The following is a 21199-nucleotide window of genomic DNA, read 5'->3' as shown; positions in this document are numbered from 1 at the left end:
GGGTTAGCCCAGGTGAATTCAGAACTTGTGCCGGATCGCTGCGCGCACCACGACCTGCCTCGAGGTCGATGAAGGAGACTGCGTGCCGACGTTGAACGCGTCGTCCAGAATCGAATAGGTCGCGTCGCCCGTCACCTGCTGATACTCGCCCTGGATGTAGACGTCGGTGCGTTTGGACAGGTTGTAATCCGCCATCAGGCCGAACGAGTGAATCTTCGGCTTCACGCCGCCGGTCGAGGCGTCGTAGGTTTCCATCGTGTACACGTACTGTGCACCGACGAACAGCATCGGCGAAATCTGATACTTGCCGTTCACCTCGAAGTTCTGATACTTCAGCGAGTTCAGCAATACGCCCGGCGGCACGAGCGGCGTCACGCCGAGATAGCCGTTGCCGGTCGGGTCCAGATAGTTCGAGTTGGTATAGACGAAGCCGGCAGTCGCAGGACCGAACGTATAGGTGATGCCACCGCCGAACACACGCATACGGGCGGCGATGAAGCTGGCGTCGTTCGCCGTGATCGCCCCGTTCGCTCCATTGCCGGGATTGTCGGCTTGCAGATAGGCCGCGGCCACCAGCAGGCCGCCATAAGAATACTGGCCGCCGAAACTGTACGCGCGATTGTTGGCGAAGTTGGTGTCGTTGCTGAAGCTATAGACGCCGCCGAACTGGAAGCCGGACAGCGACGGACTCGTGTACTTGATCGAGTTGTCGAGCCGGAACGAGTTGTCCGTGTTGTCGTTATCGTACGGGTGGGAGAAGAGCAAGCCGGCCCAGTTGCCGTTGGCCGTGGTCTGGGCCAGATAATCGACCACCGAATCGTACTGGCGGCCGAACGTCAACGTGCCGTAGCGCTCCGCGCTCAAGCCGACGAAGGCCTGGCGGCCGAACATCCGGCCGCCCTGGTTGAGCCGCCCGGAACTCACGTCGAAACCGTTTTCCAGCTGGAAGATCGCTTTCAGGCCGCCGCCCAGTTCCTCGGCGCCCTTCAGCCCCCAGCGGCTGCCTTGCGCATAGCCGCTCGCCAGCTCATAAACGTGGCCGCGGCCGACATTGTTCGTGTAGTTGATGCCTTCGTCGAGCACGCCATACAGCGTGACACTCGTCTGCGCCAGGGCGGGCGCGGCAAAAGCGGCGGACATAGCGGTGGAGACAGCTAGCGCGAACACTTGCTTGTTCATGACGATCTCCCTGCACTCGAGCAATGGGACAACTCGATCCGGCCGCTTTGTTCTTTGCGCCTTACAAGGTGCTGCATCGACCTTGACGCACTTTCAGAAATCCTCACACGCCGTTAGGTCGCCGTCCATTGGGTGTCGTATCGATATCTCGAAACGTTGCGAAATCTCCACTTGGTGCGTTGGGCCCTTTTGTCGCGGCGCTCATTCAGGTAAACGGCGCAACGCCGCGCGGACTTGATACCGGCTGCGGCCCACGCGCGCTGACTTGCCCTGCCGCAGGCAGATTTGTCACGAAAAGAAATATAATCGCAACCTTCTTGCGGCGGCGCAGCGGAACTCCGCGCCGCCACGTGGGTCATTTTTACTGCCCCCTGCAACCGCGCCACGTCCGGCCGGTTGAAAGCGGCGACGCGGGTCGCGTATCCGCCGCAGCATCCAATCCAATTTCTAAAAGCCTTGTGAGACGCCTGCCGCGCTGAATCAGCGCGCCGTCGCACGGGGTTTGCTTTTGGCGCCACACAATGCAAAAGTCGCAATCCCGCCTGATCGAACTCGATTTTTTTCGAGGGCTGGTCCTTCTGATCATCGTCGTCGATCACATCGGCGGCAGCATTCTGTCGCGCGTCACCCTACACGCCTACGCGCTGTGCGATGCCGCCGAGGTCTTCGTGTTCCTCGGCGGCTTCGCGACCGCCACGGCCTACGCCGCACTGGCCGAACGGCGCAACGAAACGATCGCGCGCAGCCGCTTCCTGCGACGCTCGCTGGAGATCTATCGCGCGTTCCTCGTCACCGCCGCGCTGATGCTGCTGGTCAGCGCCGTGCTGACTGCGTTCAGCATCGACGGGCCGAATCTCGCCACCACCGATCTCGACGATCTGATGGACACCCCGCTCGCGGCTCTCGGCGACATCCTGCTGTTCCGCCGCCAACCGTATCTGGCCTCGGTGCTGCCCATGTACGCGTTCTTCGCCCTGCTGGTGCCGATGATCCTGCCGCTCGCGCGCAGCAAGCCGTGGCTGCTGCTGGCCGGCAGCGTCGCGCTGTGGGCCGGCGCGCCGGCCATCGACGCCTACCTGCCCGCCGCGCCGGACATGCATTGGGATTTCAATCCGTTCGCCTGGCAATTGCTGTTCGTGCTCGGCGTGCTGGCCCGTTGCCAGCCGGTTTATCAGCGCATCAGCGCGCACCGCCTTAGCTGGGTCGTCAGCCTGCTGGCGTTTGCGGTGGTCGCGGCCGCCGCTTACTACAAGCTCTTTATCGAGCACGAGCCGCTCGATGGCAGTCTCAAACAAAACCTCTCGTACCTGCGCGCGGTCAATTTCCTCGCCATCGCGTGGCTCGTCGCGAATCTGATTCAGCTCGGCTGGGCGAAGAAGCTCGCGCAATGGGTGCCGTGGGTCGGCGTGATCGGCCGCAAGGGGTTGCTGTGCTTTATCGCCGGCGCGGTGATCTCGCTCGTGGTCGATTCCGTGCTGTACGCGGCGACGGACGGCTATCTGAACTATCCGCTCGGACTGCTTGCGGATGCGATTGCGATCGGTGCGCTGTTCGCGGTGGCGCTGGGCGCGGAGCCGCTCAAGCGTCTGGCCGGCCGGCTGTATGCCGGGCGGCTGCGGACGTCGCCCTGAGCGGCGTACGCCGGCCGGCGACCGTTGCTCAAAAATTCACCGCCGATCCTGATAGCATGACGGCCGCGCGCGACCCACGCCGCGGCCTCCTACTCTGACATGCGTCTATTCCTACGTTCCGCCCTCGTTGCGCTCTGCGCGGCCTCGAGCAGCGCGCCAGTGCTCGCCAGCACCGTGATCAGCCGCACCTTCCATTCCGACGCCCTCGGCCGCGACTGGGCTTACACGATCTATCTGCCGACCGGCTATCGCCATGACGCCGGCCGCCTGCCCGTGCTGTATCTCCTGCACGGCAACAACGGCGACGCCAACGACTGGATCGCGCAAGGCCACCTGCAGAGCGCCGCCGACGCGCTGATCGAGCACAAGGACATGCCGCCCGTCGTGATCGTGATGCCGCAAGGCGGCACGGACTGGTACGTCGATCGCAAGGAGAAGATGGAGACCGCGTTCTTCGACGATCTGCTGCCCGAGATCGAAGCGCGCTACGCGGTCTCGACGCAACGCGGCGGACGGATGATCGGCGGCGTCTCGATGGGCGGCTTCGGCGCGCTACGCTATGCGATGACGCAACCGGAGCGCTTTTGCGGCGCGCTGCTGCTGAGCCCCGCGATCTATCCGAACGAGCCGCCGCGCGCGTCGGCTGCGCGCCGCGTCGGTGTGTTCGGCGAGCGCGAGTTCGACGCGCGGGTCTGGCACGAGCTCAACTATCCGGCGCAGTGGGACCGCTATATGAGCCGGCCGTACCGTCTGCCGATGTTCATCGCCGCCGGCGATGACGACCTCGCGATCCAGGCCGATGCGTCTTCGCTCTATACGCACTTGCGGCTGGCGGGCAATCCGGCGGCGCTGCGCATTATCGACGGCGGCCACACGTGGGACGTCTGGAGCACGCTGCTGCCCGCGGCGCTCAAATACACGCTTGGTTGCGTGAAGCCGCAACCGCAGTCGCGACCGCAGCAACCGCAGCAGCCGCCGCTGGAACATCCTTCGTATCAGCGGCCCTGAACGGTTCAGCAGTACTGGCTGAAATGGGATGGGCCTGAAAAAACCGTGCAACTATTGCACGAGGTCGGTCCACAACACCATCAGCACGGTCATCAGCGCGGGGCCGATGAAGATGCCGAGCAGCCCGAACGTTTCCGCGCCGCCGAGAATACCGAACAGCACGAGCAGGAACGGCAAACGCGTCGAGTTGCCGATCAGCACCGGCCGCACGAAGTGCTCGGCGATGAACACCACGACCGAGCCGAACACGGCGAGGCCGACGCCCGCCGCCACCGAGCCTTGCGCGACCAGCCACAAGGCCGCGAGACCAAAGGTGATCGGCGCGCAGAACGGCAGCATCGCGGCGATCGCGGTGACGAGCGCGAGCAGCGCGACATGCGGCAAGCCCGTCACGAAATAGGCGACGCCCATCAACGCGCCCTCGCCGAGTCCGACCACGACCAGTCCCGACACCGTGCCGCGCACCGCCGTGGCCATCCGCAGCAGAAGTTGCGCGCCGTCGTCGCCGAAGCCGCGCCGCACGCCCTTCAGCAGCGAGCCCGACAAGCGCGGCCCCGCCTGAAAGATCACGAACAGCGTGATCAGCATGAAGCCGAACACCGCCACGGCATGCACCGCGCGCGCACCGAAATGGCGGCCGAGCGTCATCACCGTGGTGCTGTGCAGTCCTTTCATGGCGGCCGATTCGCGCAACGGCTGAGCGAGGTTGGCCTGCCACCACGTGGAAGCCTGCTGCACGCCGAACGGCAGATGCTGGATGAAATCCGGCAACGGAATGCCGTTTTCCTGTGCATCTTTGAACCACTCGTTCATGTCATGCGCTTCGCGTAGCGCCTGGGCAATGCCGATGCCCACCGGCAGCACGACCAGCAACGCGATCGCCAGCGTCAAGACAGCCGCGATCAGCGTCGTGCGTCCGGTGAACCAGCGGTTGCCCTCGACCCTGCGCAACAGCGGCCAGAGTGCGATCGCAATCACGGCGGCCCATGCCACGACCGCGATGAAATCGCGCGCGACCCACAACGCCAGCAGCACCAGTCCGATGTACAACACGAGGGAAGCCGCTTTCTGCTTCTTCAGGCAGTCCGACGCGTCAGGTGGTTCAGGAGGTGCGACAGGCGGGCGTGAATTCATGTGAGCTCTTATGGTTTTGTGAAGGTGCCCCCAAGGGACTTCCTTCGGTGTGTGTGCGCGAGCCGACCGGAAAAATGCAAAACCGCTACACTGCCGTTGCACGGTCGCTCATCAATAACCACATCTTAAAGGAAGCACCGGCGCCCTTTGCGGGTCGAACGCTTGTCTCACTGCGTACAACACTGCGTTGCAAAAATCCGCCCTATCGTAAATTCAACTTAACAATGGCCCGCGAAGGCCCGTCTTTTCGGGATAGCGCGAATGTCAAGTTTCATTGTTGCTATTTGAAGAACAGTGTTTCAACCGCGACACAATGGCTATCCGACGCGCGCGGGACTACATTCGGCACACCACACAATACGGAGCCGACGACGATGACCTTAGAGTCCATCCCCCTTGACGGTACCAATGGCGTCCGCATCGAGATTCTCGAGCGTTCGGACACGACGCTGGTAATTCGCTGGGTCGAGCCGGGTAAATGTCATTACGGCGAGCAGCGGTGGCGCCGCAGGTCGGCACATACCTCGGGAACCTGCGCGGTCTCGCGGCGCAAGATTCGCCGCGGCGACGCGGTATTCAAACCGGCCGAGCGGCCGGCGCCTTTGAACGCTTCCGCAATGATTTGCGCTGAACTGCTGGAGTGCGTCGAAGCCTGAGCCTCATCTGCCTGCCGGCGTCGCGCGTGCGTTCCGCCACGTGCCTGACGCGCCCGATTTGCCCGGCGGACCAACCCACATAGCGGCACGCGCCTCGCGCGACCCGCTCCGCGCCGTGGGTAAAACACCCTCTGATTGCGGCCCTTCGCCACGTGCGTTAAGGTGGACGTCGTTGCGTCAAGTCACCTGCCGGCTCCACGCGCGGCGCTATCTTGACCCGCACGTCCACCCACCGCGCCGTGCCCCGTGCGGCGCCGATTGAGGGCATACCATGGCCGAAGACACGCCGGAAACCCGCGCGCAAATAGCGCCCCCCGCGCCGCCCGCTCCACTCGTCGCGCCGCAACAATTCTCCCTCGACGTCCTGCTAGAGAAGTACGCGAAAGGCGACGAACAATCGGCCGACGATGTGTTCAAGCGCGTCGCGCGCGGCGTCGCCGAGGCGGAGCCGCAAGCGTTGCGCGAGTCGGTTGAAGCGCTCTTCGTCGACAACCTGCGGCACGGCGCGCTCGGCGCCGGCCGCATCATGAGCGCGGCGGGCACCGGCATTGCGGCCACACTGATCAATTGCTTCGTGCAACCGGTGGGCGACGCGATTCAGGGCGTCGACGAACAAGGCCTGCCCGGCATTTACGTCGCCTTGCTGCAGGCGGCCGAAACCATGCGCCGCGGCGGCGGCGTCGGCTACAACTTCTCCGCGATCCGTCCGAAGGGCGCGCGCGTTCACACCACCAGTTCGTCGGCGTCCGGGCCGTGCAGTTATATGGACGTGTTCGACGCGTCGTGCCGCACCGTCGAGAGCGCCGGTTCGCGGCGCGGTGCGCAGATGGCCGTGCTCGACTGCAATCACCCCGACCTGCTGGAGTTCATCGAGGCCAAGCATTCGAAGGGCCGCTGGAATAACTTCAACGTCTCGGTCGGCGTGACCGATGAATTCATGCGCGCGGTCGAGGAAGATCAGCCCTGGCAACTCGTGCATCGCGCCGAGCCTTCGCCCGCCCAACGCGCGGCCGACGACGTGCGGCAACGCGAAGACGGCCTGTGGGTCTACAGCGAACGCCCCGCGCGCGCGATCTGGGATCGCATCATGCGCTCCACGTACGACGTCGCGGAACCCGGCATCGTGTTCATCTCGCGCATGAACGAGGACAACAATCTGCGCGCGGTCGAAACCATCCGCGCCACCAATCCGTGTGGCGAACAACCGCTGCCGGCGTACGGCTGCTGCAATCTCGGGCCGCTGAACCTCACGCGTTTCGTGATCGATCCGTTCGCGCAGATGAAAGGCCGCAAGCCTTCGTTCGACTGGGACGGCCTCGCCAAACGCACGCGCACACAAGTGCGCTTTCTCGACAACGTGCTCGACGTCACGCTGTGGCCGCTGCAGCAGCAATACGACGAGTCGCGCGCCAAGCGGCGCATCGGCGTGGGCTTCACTGGCCTCGGCGATACGCTCGTCATGCTCGGCTTGCGCTACAACTCGCAGGAAGGGCGCGACTTCGCCGTGCGCATCGCGCAACTGATGCGCGACGAGGCGTATCGCGCATCCGTGGAACTGGCGCGCGAGCGTGGCGCATTTCCGCTCTTCGATGCCGCGCGTTATCTGGAAGCCGGCACGTTCGCCTCGCGTCTGCCCGAGGACATCAAGCAGGCGATTCGCAGCGATGGCATTCGCAACAGCCATCTACTGTCCATCGCGCCGACCGGCACGGTGAGCCTCGCTTTCGCGGACAACGCGTCGAACGGCATCGAGCCGGCCTTCTCGTGGACCTACACGCGTATGAAGGTGATGGCCGACGGCGGCCGCGAATCCTTCGATGTCGAAGACTACGCGTATCGGCTCTATCGCGAACTCGGCGGCGACACGAGCAAGCTGCCGGACTATTTCGTCAGCGCGCTGGAAATGTCGGCGCGCGACCATCTCGACATGATGGCGGCCGTGCAACCGTACGTGGACACGTCGATCTCGAAGACGGTGAACGTGCCCGCCGACTATCCGTTCGAAGCGTTCGAAAGCCTCTACTTCGATGCGTGGAAAAACGGCCTCAAGGGTCTCGCCACCTATCGGCCCAACGAAACGCTCGGCGCGGTGCTCAGCGTGAGCCCGCCGCAAGCCGACGACACGCTGGCCGAGAGCGACCTCGACCCGTTGCGGATCGCGATCGATCATCGGCCCAAAGGCGAGCTGCCCGCGATCATCGAGAAAGTCGAATATCTGACGCAGGCGGGCAAGAAGTCGCTCTATGTGGCGGTATCGTTCATCGAGGTCACGGGACGGCTGGGCGGTGAAGACGTCACCATCGAACGGCCTATCGAGTTCTTTATTCCGACCGGTCAGCGCGACGAATCGCAGCAATGGATCACAGCGACGATGCGTTCGCTGTCGCTGGCGGCACGCGGTGGTTTTGTCGCGCGCAACTTGCAGGACATGCGCAAGGTTTCGTGGGATCGCGGCCAGGTCCGGCTCGGTGAGGTGCAGCGTCTCGATGGGCATCGCACGCCGCGCTGGCACGATTCGGAAGTGGCCGCCCTCGCCTTTGCGATCCAGCAGATTCTGCATCGGCGCGGGTTTCTCGATGCCGAAGGTAACCAGGTGCCTTCGCGCATGCTGGCGCGTTTGCCGCGCGGACAGATGCGGGCCGAGACGGCGTTGCCGGCGGATTTCGGCATCCGGCCGCATCCCGTTGAGACTGACGCCGACGCGCTCGCGTTGACGCAGCCCGGCGGAGCGCAAGGCCTGCATACGATGCTTGGGCGTAAGTGCGGGTCGTGCGGGGCGAATGCGGTGATTCGCAAGGACGGGTGTGACTTTTGCACGGCGTGTGGTGAGGTGGGGGCGTGCGGGTAGATTGGGTGGGTCGTGACGTCGACCCACCTATTCAAGGACGATAAACCCAGATCGCTATAGTTTCCTTTTCTTCAGCGTGTAGGCAAACAACGCGTACTGCGTGTTCGTATCGGGATCGAAGTAGCCGCCTTGAGCAGCCCCGTCATTCAGGTCGCTCCATGACCTTCCGAAATCCTTGCTGACGAAGGTGAGATCCCGTGGTGCGCCATCGCCCGTCGCATCCGTGGCGTAGACCAGCAGCACCCCTTGCTGACCTACGCTGAGACCATCGAGCATCAAACCGTCGTCAAACGTATGCAACTGCTGCGCACTGGCTTTCTGGACGTTTCTCCATACTGAAACAGCGCCTGTGCGATGCCCCTTGTCGCTCGGGTCATCCCAATTGCGCGGCGCCCCCAACCGGGACAGCGCATACAGCGAGTAACCGCCGCTCGTTTGCGGGGATGATTGCAGGTCGACTACCGTCTGGTCCGGCAGCACGACATCCTGCTCGAAGTCCGCCTGGTCCCAGTTCAGCCGGTAGACAAGACTGGATGTTTTTATGTCGCCAGATTGTTCGACATAGTAGGCAACACGCAGCACACCATCGGGGGCCAGGTTCATCCCGTCAAATGTTTTGCGGGGCTTACCAACGTCGGCGAGCGGCGGCACCTTGACCTCGTGCCAGGACTGACCGCCATCCGCCGTGCGCCATATGTGAGGTCCCCATCCAATTGCATAGCCGCGTTGCGGATCGAGAAACAGCAACTGTCCGATGTTGTGATCTGCTTGCCAGTTCAATTGCGTCCAGTTGCGGCCGCCGTCGCTGGAGCGCCAGAGTTTGGTAATTTGCGGTGCCAGGCCGTTCGATAGGCGAGGTGCTTTGTAATCCATCCAACCCGTGCTGATATAGACGGTACCCCAGTCTTTTGAATACCACCATGCGGCATCCTGACCTCGTTGCTGGAACGTGCGCTTTATCCCAGCTTCGATGGTCCCCTGCAAGAAATTTACAGTTGACCGGTTTAGGCGCTCGCCGGAGTCATTCATCCATTCTTCGGTTGGCTCTGCCACCTGCGGATCCTTCAACTGACTCGCTGGCTTGAAAGTGATTTCTGGATCTGCGAGCTTCAGACTGATCACCTGGTTTCCGCGAATACGAAATTCTCCGCCACCATAGGGCTTGTCACCTTTTGAAAAGGCGGTCGCAATCGTTTCCCAACCTGTCGTCATGCTCTGGTATCCATAGGTTACAGCGGCGAGAAGCGCGAGCCCGCCGATCGAAATTTTCCAGCGTTTAGCTTTTTGCATATCACTTCGCCAGCAGTCGGCCGAGAGCCTTGCCGACGGGATCATCCATATCCGAGCGGTTAATCATGTTCGGGAGGACCACTTTGCCACTGTCGACCGCCTGCTCCCACGTTCGTGCGTCACCCCACTCCTGAATGTTTGGTTGCGCCGTAATTTTTGCGAGGTCCGAAACCGGAAGATCTGCGAGACCGCCATCCAGATAGGCCAGAGGGTGTGTCCTGAACGCGAAGGCCTTGAACATATCGTCGTCGAGTTCAAGTTCGTATTGCGGAACCATCATCTTGAAGCTGCCATTCCCAGGCTTCTGGCTGCTCATCCGAATCAAATCTCCCATCATGTTCTTGTTGAGTCCATCTTCCATATTTTTCTGAAGATGCCACCGCGCTTTTTGTAGCCACGCCTGCCCTTCCGGACTCAACTTCGGATAAAGCTTGGCTCCATAAGTAGAGCAATAGTAGTACCCATAGCTCACGTAATACGAGGGCGGTTTATGCTCGCAACCGACATGTCGCATCATGAAATTGCCATGACGAGACCAATCGGAATCGGTGCTCTCAGGCGCTATCAACCGCTCGCGACGATGCAGCAAACGACGCGCGACCTCCTTGTCCTTCCATGGATCCCACGAGGTGGCGAACGCCTTGACCGTTTCCCAGGCACTTGAGACGCTAACCTTTTCTACCGTTTCAAGATACTCACCGTGTTATGGCTGATAGTAGTACGGACATTTCCCGATTATCGAAGCCGCTGCGGGTGGCACGATCCTGTTGCAACTGCTTAGCGCGACTGTCGGGCGAACCTGATAGCCGCTGGGCGTCAGCATTGCCGTGCCCGTTCCAAGGACTGTGCCCTGCTTGTCACCCATCAATGGTTCTCCAGAAATTTAATGACCACGTCTTTGGGCACGTGACTCTGCGTCAGCCCTGTTTCACCGAGATCGTTCGTGACACCCTGCGAAATGAGCGTGCCGTCAGAGAACATCTGGAACCTCGTATTGGCCGCGGGGATATCCGTGCCTGCCCAATGCGCGATAAATGCCTGATCGTAGTTACCTTCCGAACCGGGCATGGTGGGGATGGCAGCGGACATTTGTGTTGGCCCTGCGAACGAATGCTGGCCGCCCTTGACATCGATCTTGCCAGGCGCATGAATCTCGATGTTGCCGTCCCTAACTCGGATATACGCACCGCCCGATGTAAGCAGGATTTCCTGCTTCGCTGCCGCCTCGACCTTTTCCGTTGCCGACAACAGCTTGAACGTCTTTTGTGCGGTCAGCTCGATGTTGTCCGCGTGCGCCTGAACTTCCACCTTGCCTTTGCCCGCAAACAGTTTCATCCCCGCGCTCTGCACGAACAGACTGATTTTCTCTGAGACGCTCGCGATCAGTGATTTACCGGCTGCGATATGCATGTTCTGTCCGCCGACGAGGTTCAGATGCTGGTCAGCGGACAAATGTGCGGACTTCGGCGTGGACATGGCGATGCCCGCCGGGCTGCCAAACAGCATGACCGGCTGCTTGAATGCGTTCGCACTCCCCGTTCCGCCTCCCGCGGTGTTTCCACCTGATGATGAGCCCGACACGCTGTTCTGTGTCGCGTCACTGAATGACTTCAGCGAGTCGTACCCATCCTTGAGGCTTTCCGCCTGATGCGTGGTACTGGAATTCGACATCGCTTCGAGCACGCTTTCCGAATTGACCAGTTGGGCGGACGTTTCCCGCGCGTCCAGCGGTTGGCTGGCCGCCGGATAGGTGGTGACGTACAGACCTTGACCCGCGCGCACTGCACCGTAGGCATCGGACTTCAGATCGAAGCCGCTGCCGAGGTAACGTCCTCTCCTATTACCGGACTGATCGATCAGGTACCCCAAATGCAATTGGGCATTGGAGTTCGTGGAATATAGATGAACGCGATTCTGGCCGGTAGAGTCATCCATTAACATCTGGCTGTAGCCGCTGCCCTGATATTCCCTGGATTGGTAGCCGGACAGCAACCCGTTGGAATGCCAGTGAGGTTGTGTTGCGCCGTTGTAGACGCGGCCCGTGACTAGCGGCCTGTCACAGTCGCCGTCCAACCAACTGATCAGAACCTCTTCGCCGACCCGTGGCACATGTACGCCACCATATCCACCGCCCGTATCGGACATGGCAACGCGCACCCAGCATGACGAGTTTTCATCGCCGTTATTGAGCCGGTCCCAATGGAAGCGCACCTTGATGCGGTTCAGCGAGTCCGTGTAGACCTCTTCATTGGCAGGGCCTGCGACAATCGCTGACTGCAAATGCATGTCAGGTTTGTGATGCTCGAACGGGCTGCGATAGGGAGCGGCCTTGCGTTGTGCCTCAATTTCGACAACGAAGAAGCCTTCACTACCATCAGCGTGCCGAACTTTCAGTCCGTCTTCAGCGGCATAGTTTGTTCTGATGGCCGCGAGGTCGCCCTTCAGGCCATCAGGGAAATCCGCAGCGTGGCCGGGCGCGGGCAGGTTGTTCTCAACGAACCAGGTGGCCTCGATAATTGCGAACCGCCGGTTCTGGGCGCTATCTGCGGCGTGCGCGGGGTGATTGTCGAGTTCGAACCAGCGGCCGGCATCCGCGCCTCGCACACCGCCCGCACCGAAGAACCGCTTGGCTCGTGATTCCCACTCTTCCACGCGAACTTTGGACAGGCTATCGCCCCGGTCCTGTTTGCCGTAGCTATAAGCCCCGGTATATTCATACACTTCCGCTTGCTGGGGCAGGCTTCCTTGAGTAGGAAGCGTCGGGATGTTAGTCCCCTTCGGATTGCCCGGCGAAGCGGGCGCCTTGTAATCGAAGGTGCGAGTCGTGAGCGTCACGCTTTGCAGCATTCGTGTGCCCGACCAGAGAACAAACGCATCGGTCTCGCTGTTCGTGCCGGCGCGATAGAACTGAACCGTCTGCGGTGAAAGTGAGGGGAGCGAGTCCAAGCTGTCCGTGACGATGAACGTATGCGACTTGCCGTCGCCCGCCTGCTCGAAATAGCCGAACAGTCCCTCACTTTCCATGAGCCGGTGAACGAAATTCCAGTCGCTCTCGTATTGCACGCAGAACGAACGCGAGGGCAAGGGCTTGCTTAGGGCGAAACGGAATGCACCTTGGGCCTGCGGGTGCATGTTGAATACATCGGTCAGGATTTCGTCGGCCGGCTTGTCTTGCCAGATACGCGCATCTTTACGGAAGCGCAGAAAGTGCATCCACGATGCAAACGCGATCTGGTAGCTCGTGAGCCCGCTATCCGATCCGAGGCGACATGCGGTATGCACATATCCGTGATGAGGCAGATAGGACTTGTCTGTCTGCTGGATCCACAACGTCGCCGGCTGGGCGATCAGGGTCTTGAGTTCAACCGCGCCCGATGTGGAAACGACATCGGCAGTGAACTCGTAGTCACGACCGATTCGTGAGCGACCGACGACCCGCTGGGGCACCAGGACATCAGTTCCCAGTGAGGTATCCAGCTTCAACAAGCGGTCACTCTGGACAAGCCCGCCGGTTATCGCCCCGATTATGTCCTGCGCACTCATACCGCCTCTTCTTGTTAGCCGACTGCGCGACCGCGCTCTGCGCGATTCTACAAAACATCAGAAGAATCGGCCAGCCACTAATAGTCAGCAAGTGTGAAGCGACATTAATCTTTGAATTGTAAATATGCGTCGGGCATACGTGGAAATGCTTCGGCATGAGAAGCGTTGGATGGTAAACACGTCATACAGCAGCCACGGCCGTACGGGCCCACCCTTTGGCCGATCCCTTTGACTTAACAGTGACGTTCTTTTATCAGCAATGAACTGACCGACCGGTACAGCGGAGGCCTCAGAAAAAATGCAGGCCTTATGAATTCGCCTTAGAAGTCAAAATGATCCGGATTTTCTGATTCTTCTATTGCAGAATGATTTCCCCACCGTTTTTTCACATGGCGAATGGCTCGTCAATAACCCAAACCCGCGCGACCCCGCTCCTCACCCCACCCTCGCGTAATAAAGATTCTGCGGATGCTTCGCCTCTGCAAAGAAAAACCAGCGCTCCGCCACCAGCCCCGCGTACTGCACGAGACACGCCGCAGCCAGCAGACCGAGCGAAACGCCGATCGAATGCAAGCTCGCCCCTAACGCCATCAACAACACCGGCGCGACGAACGCCGTCGCGAGAAAGCCCCATTTGACACCGCGCAGCGTCCCCGCCGATTTGCCATGAAAGAACTCGCGCAGATTGAACGCCCCGGCGGTGAAGCCGCGCGACACCTGCACCAGCTTCGGATTGTGAATGCCGGTGGCGCTCTGCACCGTCGACTTCGGCCGCAAGCGCGCATTGCGCACGAGCGACGCCGAGCGGCTCGCGAGACCCGCGAGCGTCAGCAAGCACGCGCAGACAGCGAGCCCAGCAGTCCACTCAGGCGCAAACCACGCGGTCAAAGCCGTCGCCAGCGTGAAGCCTGACGCGCAGCCGAGCAGCGCGAAGTTGACCAGTGTGAGCGGCGTAGCCCACTCCTGCAGAAAGCGCAGACACGCGTAGATCATCGCCGTGCAGACGAACAGCACGGCGCTCGCCAGCACGCCGAGCCAGCCGATCGCGAGCGACCACGGCGAGCCGAACCAATGCGCGACACCGTAGAAAAACGCACAGGCGAGAAACGCCGGCAGGCACAGACATTCGCGCGACAACCACGAGGTCCGCCACATCGCGATCGCACGCCATGCGCGTTCGGGATGGCCGAGATGGAAGAACGATGCGAGCAGTCCGAGCGCGCCCAACACCACCGACACGCCCGCGCCAGCGACATAGAACGCCTCGACAGGCGACCCGAGCAGGCCAAGATGCGCGGCAGTTTCCACGCCGACGAGCGCGATCAGCAGCCCCTGCGCCGCGCCGCTCAAAGTGGTCAGAAAAACCACGGAGAATGCGGGATTCATCGTGAGGTCCTATCGGTTCATTAGATGCGCGTCGCCATCGACGCGAGATGCAACTCGCCGCGCTCGAATTGCGCATCGAGCGATTCCGGCGACACGCCCGGCTCCTGCAGCGAGCCGGACGATTTGCATGAACAGGAACCGCTGCCGCAACCTGCGGCCTCGGTCGGCACACGCGGCAAATAGTGATTCGCCGGCCGCGTATTCCACTCGGGCATCAACTGGTAGCCACCGCGCTCCTCGATCGCCTTCGACACCACCGAATCCGGATCATGAATATCGCCGAACAGCCGCGCCGAAGTCGGGCAAGCGAGCACACAGGCCGGCTGACGGTCGCGTTCGGACAGATTTTCATCGTGGATCCGATCGACGCACAGCGTGCACTTGGTCATCTCCTTGCGCCCTTCGTCGAGCTCGCGCGCGCCGTACGGACACGCCCACGCGCAATACTTGCAGCCGATACAGCGGTCGAAGTCCACCAGCACGAGCCCGTCTTCCTTGCGCTTATAGCTCGCACCGGTCGGACAGACCGGTACGCACGGCGGGTCCTCGCAGTGCAGACACGACTTCGGAAAATGGATCGTCTCGGCGTTGGGAAAACTGCCGGCTTCAAAGCTCTGCACCCGGTTGAAGAAGGTGCCGGACGGATCCGCGTCGTACGGATTCAGATCGGCGAGACTGCCCGATTCGCCCGATGTGTTCCACTCCTTGCAACTCGTCACGCACGCATGGCACCCCACGCACACGTTCAGATCGATCACCAATGCCATCTGTGTCATCAAAGGCTCCTTGCGGCTGTCTCGATGCTATTTGCGCCCCGTCGCGCCGCGCAGCCGCGCCGCGAACTCCCCTCGTCCCGCGAAGTAGGTCTGCACGATCCGCGAGATCACGCCGTTCTCACCCGGCACCGCGGCCATCGCCGCGAATTGCGGCAGCGTGTGCCGCGCGTCGGCTTCCGCCGGATAGATGCGCACGCGCACGTCGTACCACGCGGCCTGGCCCGTCACCGGATCGGAATTCGACATGCGCCGCGCCACGTCGTCGTCGCGGCCGGGCAGCTCGTCGGTGATGAGGTGATTGAGCAGGAAACCGCGTTGCGATTCATTCGCGCCCGGGCCGAGGTTCCATGCACCCGACGCCTTGCCGATCGCGTTCCATGTCCAGACCGTGCCCGGCTCGACGGTCTCGCTGAAGCGCGCCATGCAACGCACGCGGCCCCATTGCGATTCGGCGTAGATCCAGGCGCCGTCGGCGATACCGTTCTCAGCGGCCATCAACGGATTCATGTACAGATAGTTCTCGCCGTGAATCTGCCGCAGCCACGCGTTCTGCGAGTCCCACGAGTGGTACATCGCCATCGGCCGCTGGGTCACCGCGGCGAGCGGAAACTGGTCGAGGTCGGTAGCCGCGCTTTCCAGCGGCGCATACCAGAACGGCAGCGGATCGAAGTATTTTTCGACGCGCGCGCGCAAGTGATCCGGCGGCTGCCTGCCGCTCGTACGGCCCTGCGCGGCGAGCCTGAACTTCTGCATCACGTCGGAATACAGCTGGATCAGAATCGGCTCACCGAACTTGCGAAAACCGTGCTTGACCGCCCACTCGAGATACGGCCCGTTGCAGTTGCGCATGTACTGCAGCGTCTCGGGCAACCGGTAATGGAACACGCAATTGTTCTTCGCGTACTGCTCCCACTGGTTCGGATTCGGTTCACCCACCAGCGCCTTGTCGCCATCCTTGCCACGCCAGCCGATCAGAAAGCCCACGCCGGAATCCGGCGAAGTCGTGAAATTGACCACGAAGTCGGGATAGTCGCGATAACGCCGCGCGCCCTCGGCGGTCGTGAAGGCAGGAAACTTCAAACGCGACGCAAGCTCGATCAGCACTTCCTGGAACGGCTTGCATTCGCCGGTGGGCGGCACGACCGGCACGCGCACCGAATCCACCGGACCGTCGAATTCGGAGATCGGCCGGTCGAGCATGGACATCGCGTCGTGCCGTTCCAGATACGTCGTGTCGGGCAGGATCAGATCGGCGAACGCCGTCATCTCCGACTGGAACGCGTCGCACACCACCAGAAACGGAATCTTGTACTCGCCGCTGGCGTGCTTGTCGACCAGCATCTCGCGCACTTTCATCGTGTTCATCGACGAATTCCACGCCATGTTGGCCATGAAAATCATCAACGTGTCGATCGGATACGGATCGCCGCGCCACGCGTTGGTAATCACGCTGTGCATCAGGCCATGCACGGCGAGCGGATATTCCCACGAGAAGGCCTTGTCGATGCGCACCGGCCCGCCCTGTTCGTCGATGAACAGGTCCTCGGGCGCAGCGGGCCAGCCGAGCGGACCGGTGGCGAGCGGCGTGTTCGGCTTGACGGCGTCGGAGCTGTTCGGCGGTTTCGCCGACGGCGGCACGGCGCGCGGAAACGGCGACTTGTGACGAAAGCCGCCGGGCGTGTCGATCGTGCCGAGCAGCGACATCAGCACGGCCAGCGCGCGGATCGACTGGAAGCCGTTGGAGTGCGCCGCGAGGCCGCGCATTGCGTGAAAGGCGACCGGATTGCCGGTGACCGTTTCGTGCGTCTCGCCCCACGCGTCGGTCCAGCGGATCGGCAAAGTGATGCGGTGATCGCGGCTCGTCTGGATCATTTCACCCGCGAGGCGGCGAATCGTGTCCGCCGAAATGCCGGTGATGCCTGCCGCCCACTCGGGCGTGCAATCGGCCACGCGTTCGCGCAGCAAGGCGAACGACGGCGTGACCGGCGTGCCGTCGTCGAGCGTATAGCGGCCGTCGAGCGCGGGTTCGACGCCGGGCGTGTGATGCGGCACGGCGCGCGCCGCATGAGCGTCCCACCACAGATGATTCTGCGGAAACAGCGGGTTGCCGACCGGCCGCTCGGGATCACGCACGAACAGGCCGAAGTTTTCGCTGGCTTCGTCGAGATCGACGAGTTCCGCCGCGTTGGTGTAGCGGCGCACGAATTCGTGATCCCACGCGTCGGCGGCAATCAGTTCGTGCAGAAATGCCATGAACAGCGCGCCATCGGTGCCCGGTTTGATCGGCACCCATTCGTCGGCGATTGCCGCGTAGCCGGTGCGGATCGGATTGATCGCGATGAAGCGGCCGCCCGCGCGCTTGAACTTCGAAATGGCGATCTTGAGCGGATTCGAATGATGGTCCTCCGCCGTGCCGATCATGAAGAAGAGCTTGGCGCTATCGAGATCCGGCCCGCCGAATTCCCAGAACGAGCCGCCGATCGTATAGATCATGCCCGCCGCCATGTTGGCCGAGCAGAAGCCGCCGTGCGCCGCGTAATTAGGCGTACCGAACTGTTTGGCAAAGAGGCCGGTCAGCGCCTGCATCTGGTCGCGCCCGGTGAAAAGCGCGAATTTTTTCGGGTCGGTGGCGCGAATTTCGCCGAGTCGCTTTTCGAGCACGTCGAACGCATGCTCCCACGACACCGGCTCGAACTGCGCGCTGCCGCGCTCCGCGCCTGGCTTGCGCATCAACGGTTGAGTGAGGCGCGCGGGCGAGTACTGCTTCATGATGCCCGAGGCACCCTTCGCGCAGATCACGCCCTGGTTCAGCGGATGCTCCGGATTGCCGTCGATGTAGCGCACCTCGCCTTCACGCAGATGCACACGAATGCCGCAACGGCAGGCGCACATGTAGCAGGTGGTCGTCTTGATGTCGAGCCGTTCATCCTGCGTGCGGGCGTGATGTTCCATGCGGGATCTCCGTCGCTGCTCCGGCGGGGCCGAAGCGGTGGTGATGCGATACCGCTCATCCTATGCGCCGTGGCCTCACAAGGGAAATCGCCATTTTCGAGAGAAACTATCCGCCACGCCGATAGTTTCCGATTGCCTTTCAATGGCGCGCCGATTGTGGCGCTTTGGTCAACGTCGGCTAACCGCGACCTTCGAGTTGTGCGATCAGCGCATCCGGGATCTCGACGCCGTCTTTGTGCGCCGTGTCCGCGAGACGCTCTCTTCGATCGCCGGGCAAGCGCACGTCGTCGTCCGCGAGCATCATGTCGATCAGCGCTTCCACGCGCGACAGATAGGTTTCGTCGCCGGCGAGCGCGCCTGGATCGATCGCCCAGAACAGATGGCCGATGCGCGAGCGCTCTCCCTCTTCAGTCAGAAACGAGCCGGCTTCGTAGCCGAAGTTCGCGCCCGTCAGCGCCGCCGCCAGCAGTTCGACGACCAGCGCCAGCATCGCGCCTTTGGCGCCGCCGAACGGCAGCATCATGCCGTCGAGGGCCGCGCGGGCGTCGGTGGTCGGCTGGCCGCCGCGGGTGGTCGCCCAGCCTTCGGGAATCGGCTTGCCGTCGCGCGCGGCCAGCGCGATCTTGCCGCGCGCGATCTGCGACAGCGCGAGGTCGATCACGAGTGGCTCGCCATGCCGACGCGGGAACACGGCGGCGATCGGGTTGGTCCCGAACAGGGCACGGCGGCCGCCCCACGCGGGCATCGCCGCCGGCGAATTGCTGAACGCAAGAGCAACCATGCCAGCGGCGCCGAGCGCGGCCAGATGGGCCGCGCCCACGCCGAAATGGTGGCTGCGCTTCACGCCCGCGACCGCGCTGCCGTACTGCTTCGTGCGCTCGGCAAGCGTCGAGACCGCGAGGTCGCACGCGGGATAGGCCAATCCGTCCGCGCCGTCGATCAGCACCGCCGCGCCGCGATCCGCCACGATCGTCGCTTGCGCGGCGGGATCGACGCGGCCGTTGCGCAACTGCGCGCAATACATCGGCAAACGCGATACACCGTGCGACGACAAACCGCGCAGGTCCGCATAGACCAGCGCGCGAGCCGTTGACTCAGCGGTGGCCGGCAACGCGCCCGCGCGGCGCAGCGAGTCGACGGCAAGCGTGGTGAGCGCGTCGGGAGACAATCGGGCCATCGGGTCATTCCTCAAGTTGTTGTGTTGTTGGTATTGGTCGGGCGCCGCGGCGAACCGTTCAACCGGAAACCCAGCCACGCACTGCGCGACGAGCATGCGATCGAAGCGCACACGAAGCAATGCCGCAATGCATCGATTGCGGCATTGCCCATGACGATCCTCATTCGGATCGCCGTCGTGATTGTCCTACTTAGCCGCCCTTTTCCAGCAGCGTCGTGCCGGCGGCCGGGCGTCTCTCCTCGAGGCCGGGTTGAGTCGACGGCCCATGTGCCTGCGGTTTCGACTGCGACTGCGGCTGCACCTGATCCCGGACTTCGCGCGGAGCCGCGAGGAATTCCCGAGCCGCGCGCGCATCGAAAGCCCCTTCCCAGCGCGCAACCACCAGCGTCGCCACCACGTTGCCGATCATATTGGTCAGCGCACGGATTTCGTTGAGCACGCGATCGACGCCGAGAATCAGCGTGATGCCCGCCACGGGAATGATGTTGTGCGTCGACAGTGTCGCCGTCAATGCGACCAGCGCCGCGCCCGCCACACCCGCGCCGCCCTTCGACGTCAGCATCAGAATCGCCAGCAAACCCAGTTGCTGCATCAGCGAGAGATGCGTGTTGGTGGCCTGCGCGATGAACAGCGAGGTCATGGTCAGATAGATCGCGGCGCCGTCGAGGTTGAACGAATAGCCCGTGGGCAGCACGAGGCCGACGATCGCCCGCGGGCAGCCCATGCGTTCGAGCTTCTCCATCAGGCGCGGCAGCACGGATTCCGTGGTGGACGTGCCCAGCACGATCAGCAGTTCCTCGCGGAAGTAGCGCAACAGCGGCCAGAGTCCGACGCCTGCCCAGCGCGCCGCCGCACCGAGCACGACGACGATGAACAGGATGCTGGTGATGTAGAAGCAGAGAATCAGCAGACCGAGTTGCTGCAAGGTGCCGATGCCGTATTTGCCGACCGTGAAGGCAATCGCGCCGAATGCGCCGAGCGGCGCGAGCCGCATGATCATCTCGACGATGCGCATGAGCGTATCGCCGAACTGTTCGATGCCACGCATGAGCAACCGGCTGCGCTGCGACATGATCGACAGCGCGATGCCGAACAGCACCGAGAACAGCAGCACCTGCAGCAGATCGCCACGCGCGAACGCGCCTACCACCGAATTCGGCACGATCATATCGAAGAAGCTCGAGGACGCCGAATGCGCGTCCGCCACGTAGTGCGTCACGGCGTGCGCGTCGAGCGTGGCGGGATCGATGTTCAGCCCCGCGCCGGGATGCAGCACGTTTGCCACGACCAGCCCGATCACGAGCGCGATGGTGGTCACTACCTCGAAGTAGAGCAATGTTTTGAAGCCGACGCGGCCGACCTGCTTGAGGCTTTCCATCCGCGCAATGCCGACTGACACGGTGCAGAAGATCACCAGCGTGATCAGCATCTTGATGAGGCGGATGAAGGTATCGCCGAGCGGCTTCATTTCGACGCCGAACGCGGGCGCGAAGTAACCGACGAGAATTCCGGCCGCAAGTCCGATCAGGACCTGCACGTAGAGATGTTTGAGCACGCGCAAGATGGTGTCTCCTCCACTCGCTGCCGCCAGGTGTCGAACCGGCGCCGTAGCGGCATGG

General features: G+C 62.5%; 14 protein-coding genes. 4 read left to right on the top strand and 10 right to left on the bottom strand.

The window, feature by feature from the left end; genetic code table 11:
- Positions 1-18 precede the first annotated feature (18 nt).
- Positions 19-1179, bottom strand: a complete 1161-nt coding sequence (locus P0D73_RS36925; protein WP_132382999.1) for a porin — start codon at positions 1177-1179, stop codon at positions 19-21.
- Between the two features lie 521 nt (positions 1180-1700).
- Between P0D73_RS36925 and P0D73_RS36920 the strand changes: the two genes are divergently transcribed.
- Together P0D73_RS36920 and P0D73_RS36915 are read left to right on the top strand one after the other, a co-directional pair.
- A complete protein-coding gene (locus tag P0D73_RS36920; protein ID WP_132382997.1) occupies positions 1701-2810 on the top strand; it encodes an OpgC domain-containing protein in 1110 nt (369 codons plus the stop codon).
- Positions 2811-2909: 99 nt separating this feature from the next.
- Positions 2910-3818, top strand: coding sequence for an alpha/beta hydrolase (locus P0D73_RS36915; RefSeq protein ID WP_408435104.1), 909 nt, complete (start codon positions 2910-2912; stop codon positions 3816-3818).
- 51 nt (positions 3819-3869) lie between these two features.
- On the opposite strand, the gene P0D73_RS36910 is transcribed toward P0D73_RS36915, so the two are convergent.
- A complete protein-coding gene (locus P0D73_RS36910) occupies positions 3870-4952 on the bottom strand; it encodes an AI-2E family transporter (protein WP_408314097.1) in 1083 nt (360 codons plus the stop codon).
- Between the two features lie 374 nt (positions 4953-5326).
- On the opposite strand from P0D73_RS36910, the gene P0D73_RS36905 reads away from it, so the two are divergent.
- Together P0D73_RS36905 and P0D73_RS36900 are read left to right on the top strand one after the other, a co-directional pair.
- Positions 5327-5608 carry a DUF3331 domain-containing protein gene (locus P0D73_RS36905; protein WP_106311561.1) on the top strand — a complete coding sequence of 94 codons (282 nt, stop codon included), beginning with the start codon at positions 5327-5329 and terminating at the stop codon, positions 5606-5608.
- 271 nt (positions 5609-5879) lie between these two features.
- Entirely contained in the window at positions 5880-8456 is a 2577-nt protein-coding gene (locus P0D73_RS36900; protein WP_408178364.1) for an adenosylcobalamin-dependent ribonucleoside-diphosphate reductase, read from the top strand.
- 54 nt (positions 8457-8510) lie between these two features.
- Here the strand turns inward: P0D73_RS36900 and P0D73_RS36895 are convergent, their stop codons facing one another.
- From P0D73_RS36895 to dctA, 8 genes are all read right to left on the bottom strand, one after another.
- The gene (locus tag P0D73_RS36895; protein ID WP_408435122.1) at positions 8511-9668 is read right to left on the bottom strand and encodes a glycosyl hydrolase; all 1158 of its coding nucleotides are present in this window, start codon (positions 9666-9668) and stop codon (positions 8511-8513) included.
- A gap of 79 nt (positions 9669-9747) precedes the next feature.
- Complete coding sequence (locus P0D73_RS36890) at positions 9748-10335, bottom strand: hypothetical protein (protein WP_408435102.1); 588 nt, start codon at positions 10333-10335, stop codon at positions 9748-9750.
- A 275-nt stretch (positions 10336-10610) separates the two neighbouring features.
- Positions 10611-13289, bottom strand: a complete 2679-nt coding sequence (locus P0D73_RS36885; RefSeq protein ID WP_408435100.1) for a type VI secretion system Vgr family protein — start codon at positions 13287-13289, stop codon at positions 10611-10613.
- Positions 13290-13724: 435 nt separating this feature from the next.
- A complete protein-coding gene (locus tag P0D73_RS36880) occupies positions 13725-14675 on the bottom strand; it encodes a dimethyl sulfoxide reductase anchor subunit family protein (protein WP_132382985.1) in 951 nt (316 codons plus the stop codon).
- A 20-nt stretch (positions 14676-14695) separates the two neighbouring features.
- Positions 14696-15451 (bottom strand): 4Fe-4S dicluster domain-containing protein, encoded by a 756-nt coding sequence (locus P0D73_RS36875; protein ID WP_408178367.1) that lies wholly within the window; start codon positions 15449-15451, stop codon positions 14696-14698.
- Positions 15452-15478: 27 nt separating this feature from the next.
- Positions 15479-18403 (bottom strand): molybdopterin-dependent oxidoreductase, encoded by a 2925-nt coding sequence (locus P0D73_RS36870; protein WP_408435098.1) that lies wholly within the window; start codon positions 18401-18403, stop codon positions 15479-15481.
- A gap of 178 nt (positions 18404-18581) precedes the next feature.
- The gene (locus P0D73_RS36865; RefSeq protein ID WP_408435096.1) at positions 18582-19580 is read right to left on the bottom strand and encodes an Ldh family oxidoreductase; all 999 of its coding nucleotides are present in this window, start codon (positions 19578-19580) and stop codon (positions 18582-18584) included.
- Positions 19581-19770: 190 nt separating this feature from the next.
- Positions 19771-21141, bottom strand: a complete 1371-nt coding sequence (gene dctA, locus P0D73_RS36860) for a C4-dicarboxylate transporter DctA (protein WP_408435094.1) — start codon at positions 21139-21141, stop codon at positions 19771-19773.
- Positions 21142-21199: the final 58 nt, after the last annotated feature.

This window comes from Paraburkholderia sp. RL18-101-BIB-B (assembly GCF_046026985.1).
In the GTDB taxonomy this organism is placed as follows: Bacteria; Pseudomonadota; Gammaproteobacteria; order Burkholderiales; family Burkholderiaceae; genus Paraburkholderia.
This window is presented reverse-complemented; position numbering and strand designations above follow the sequence as displayed.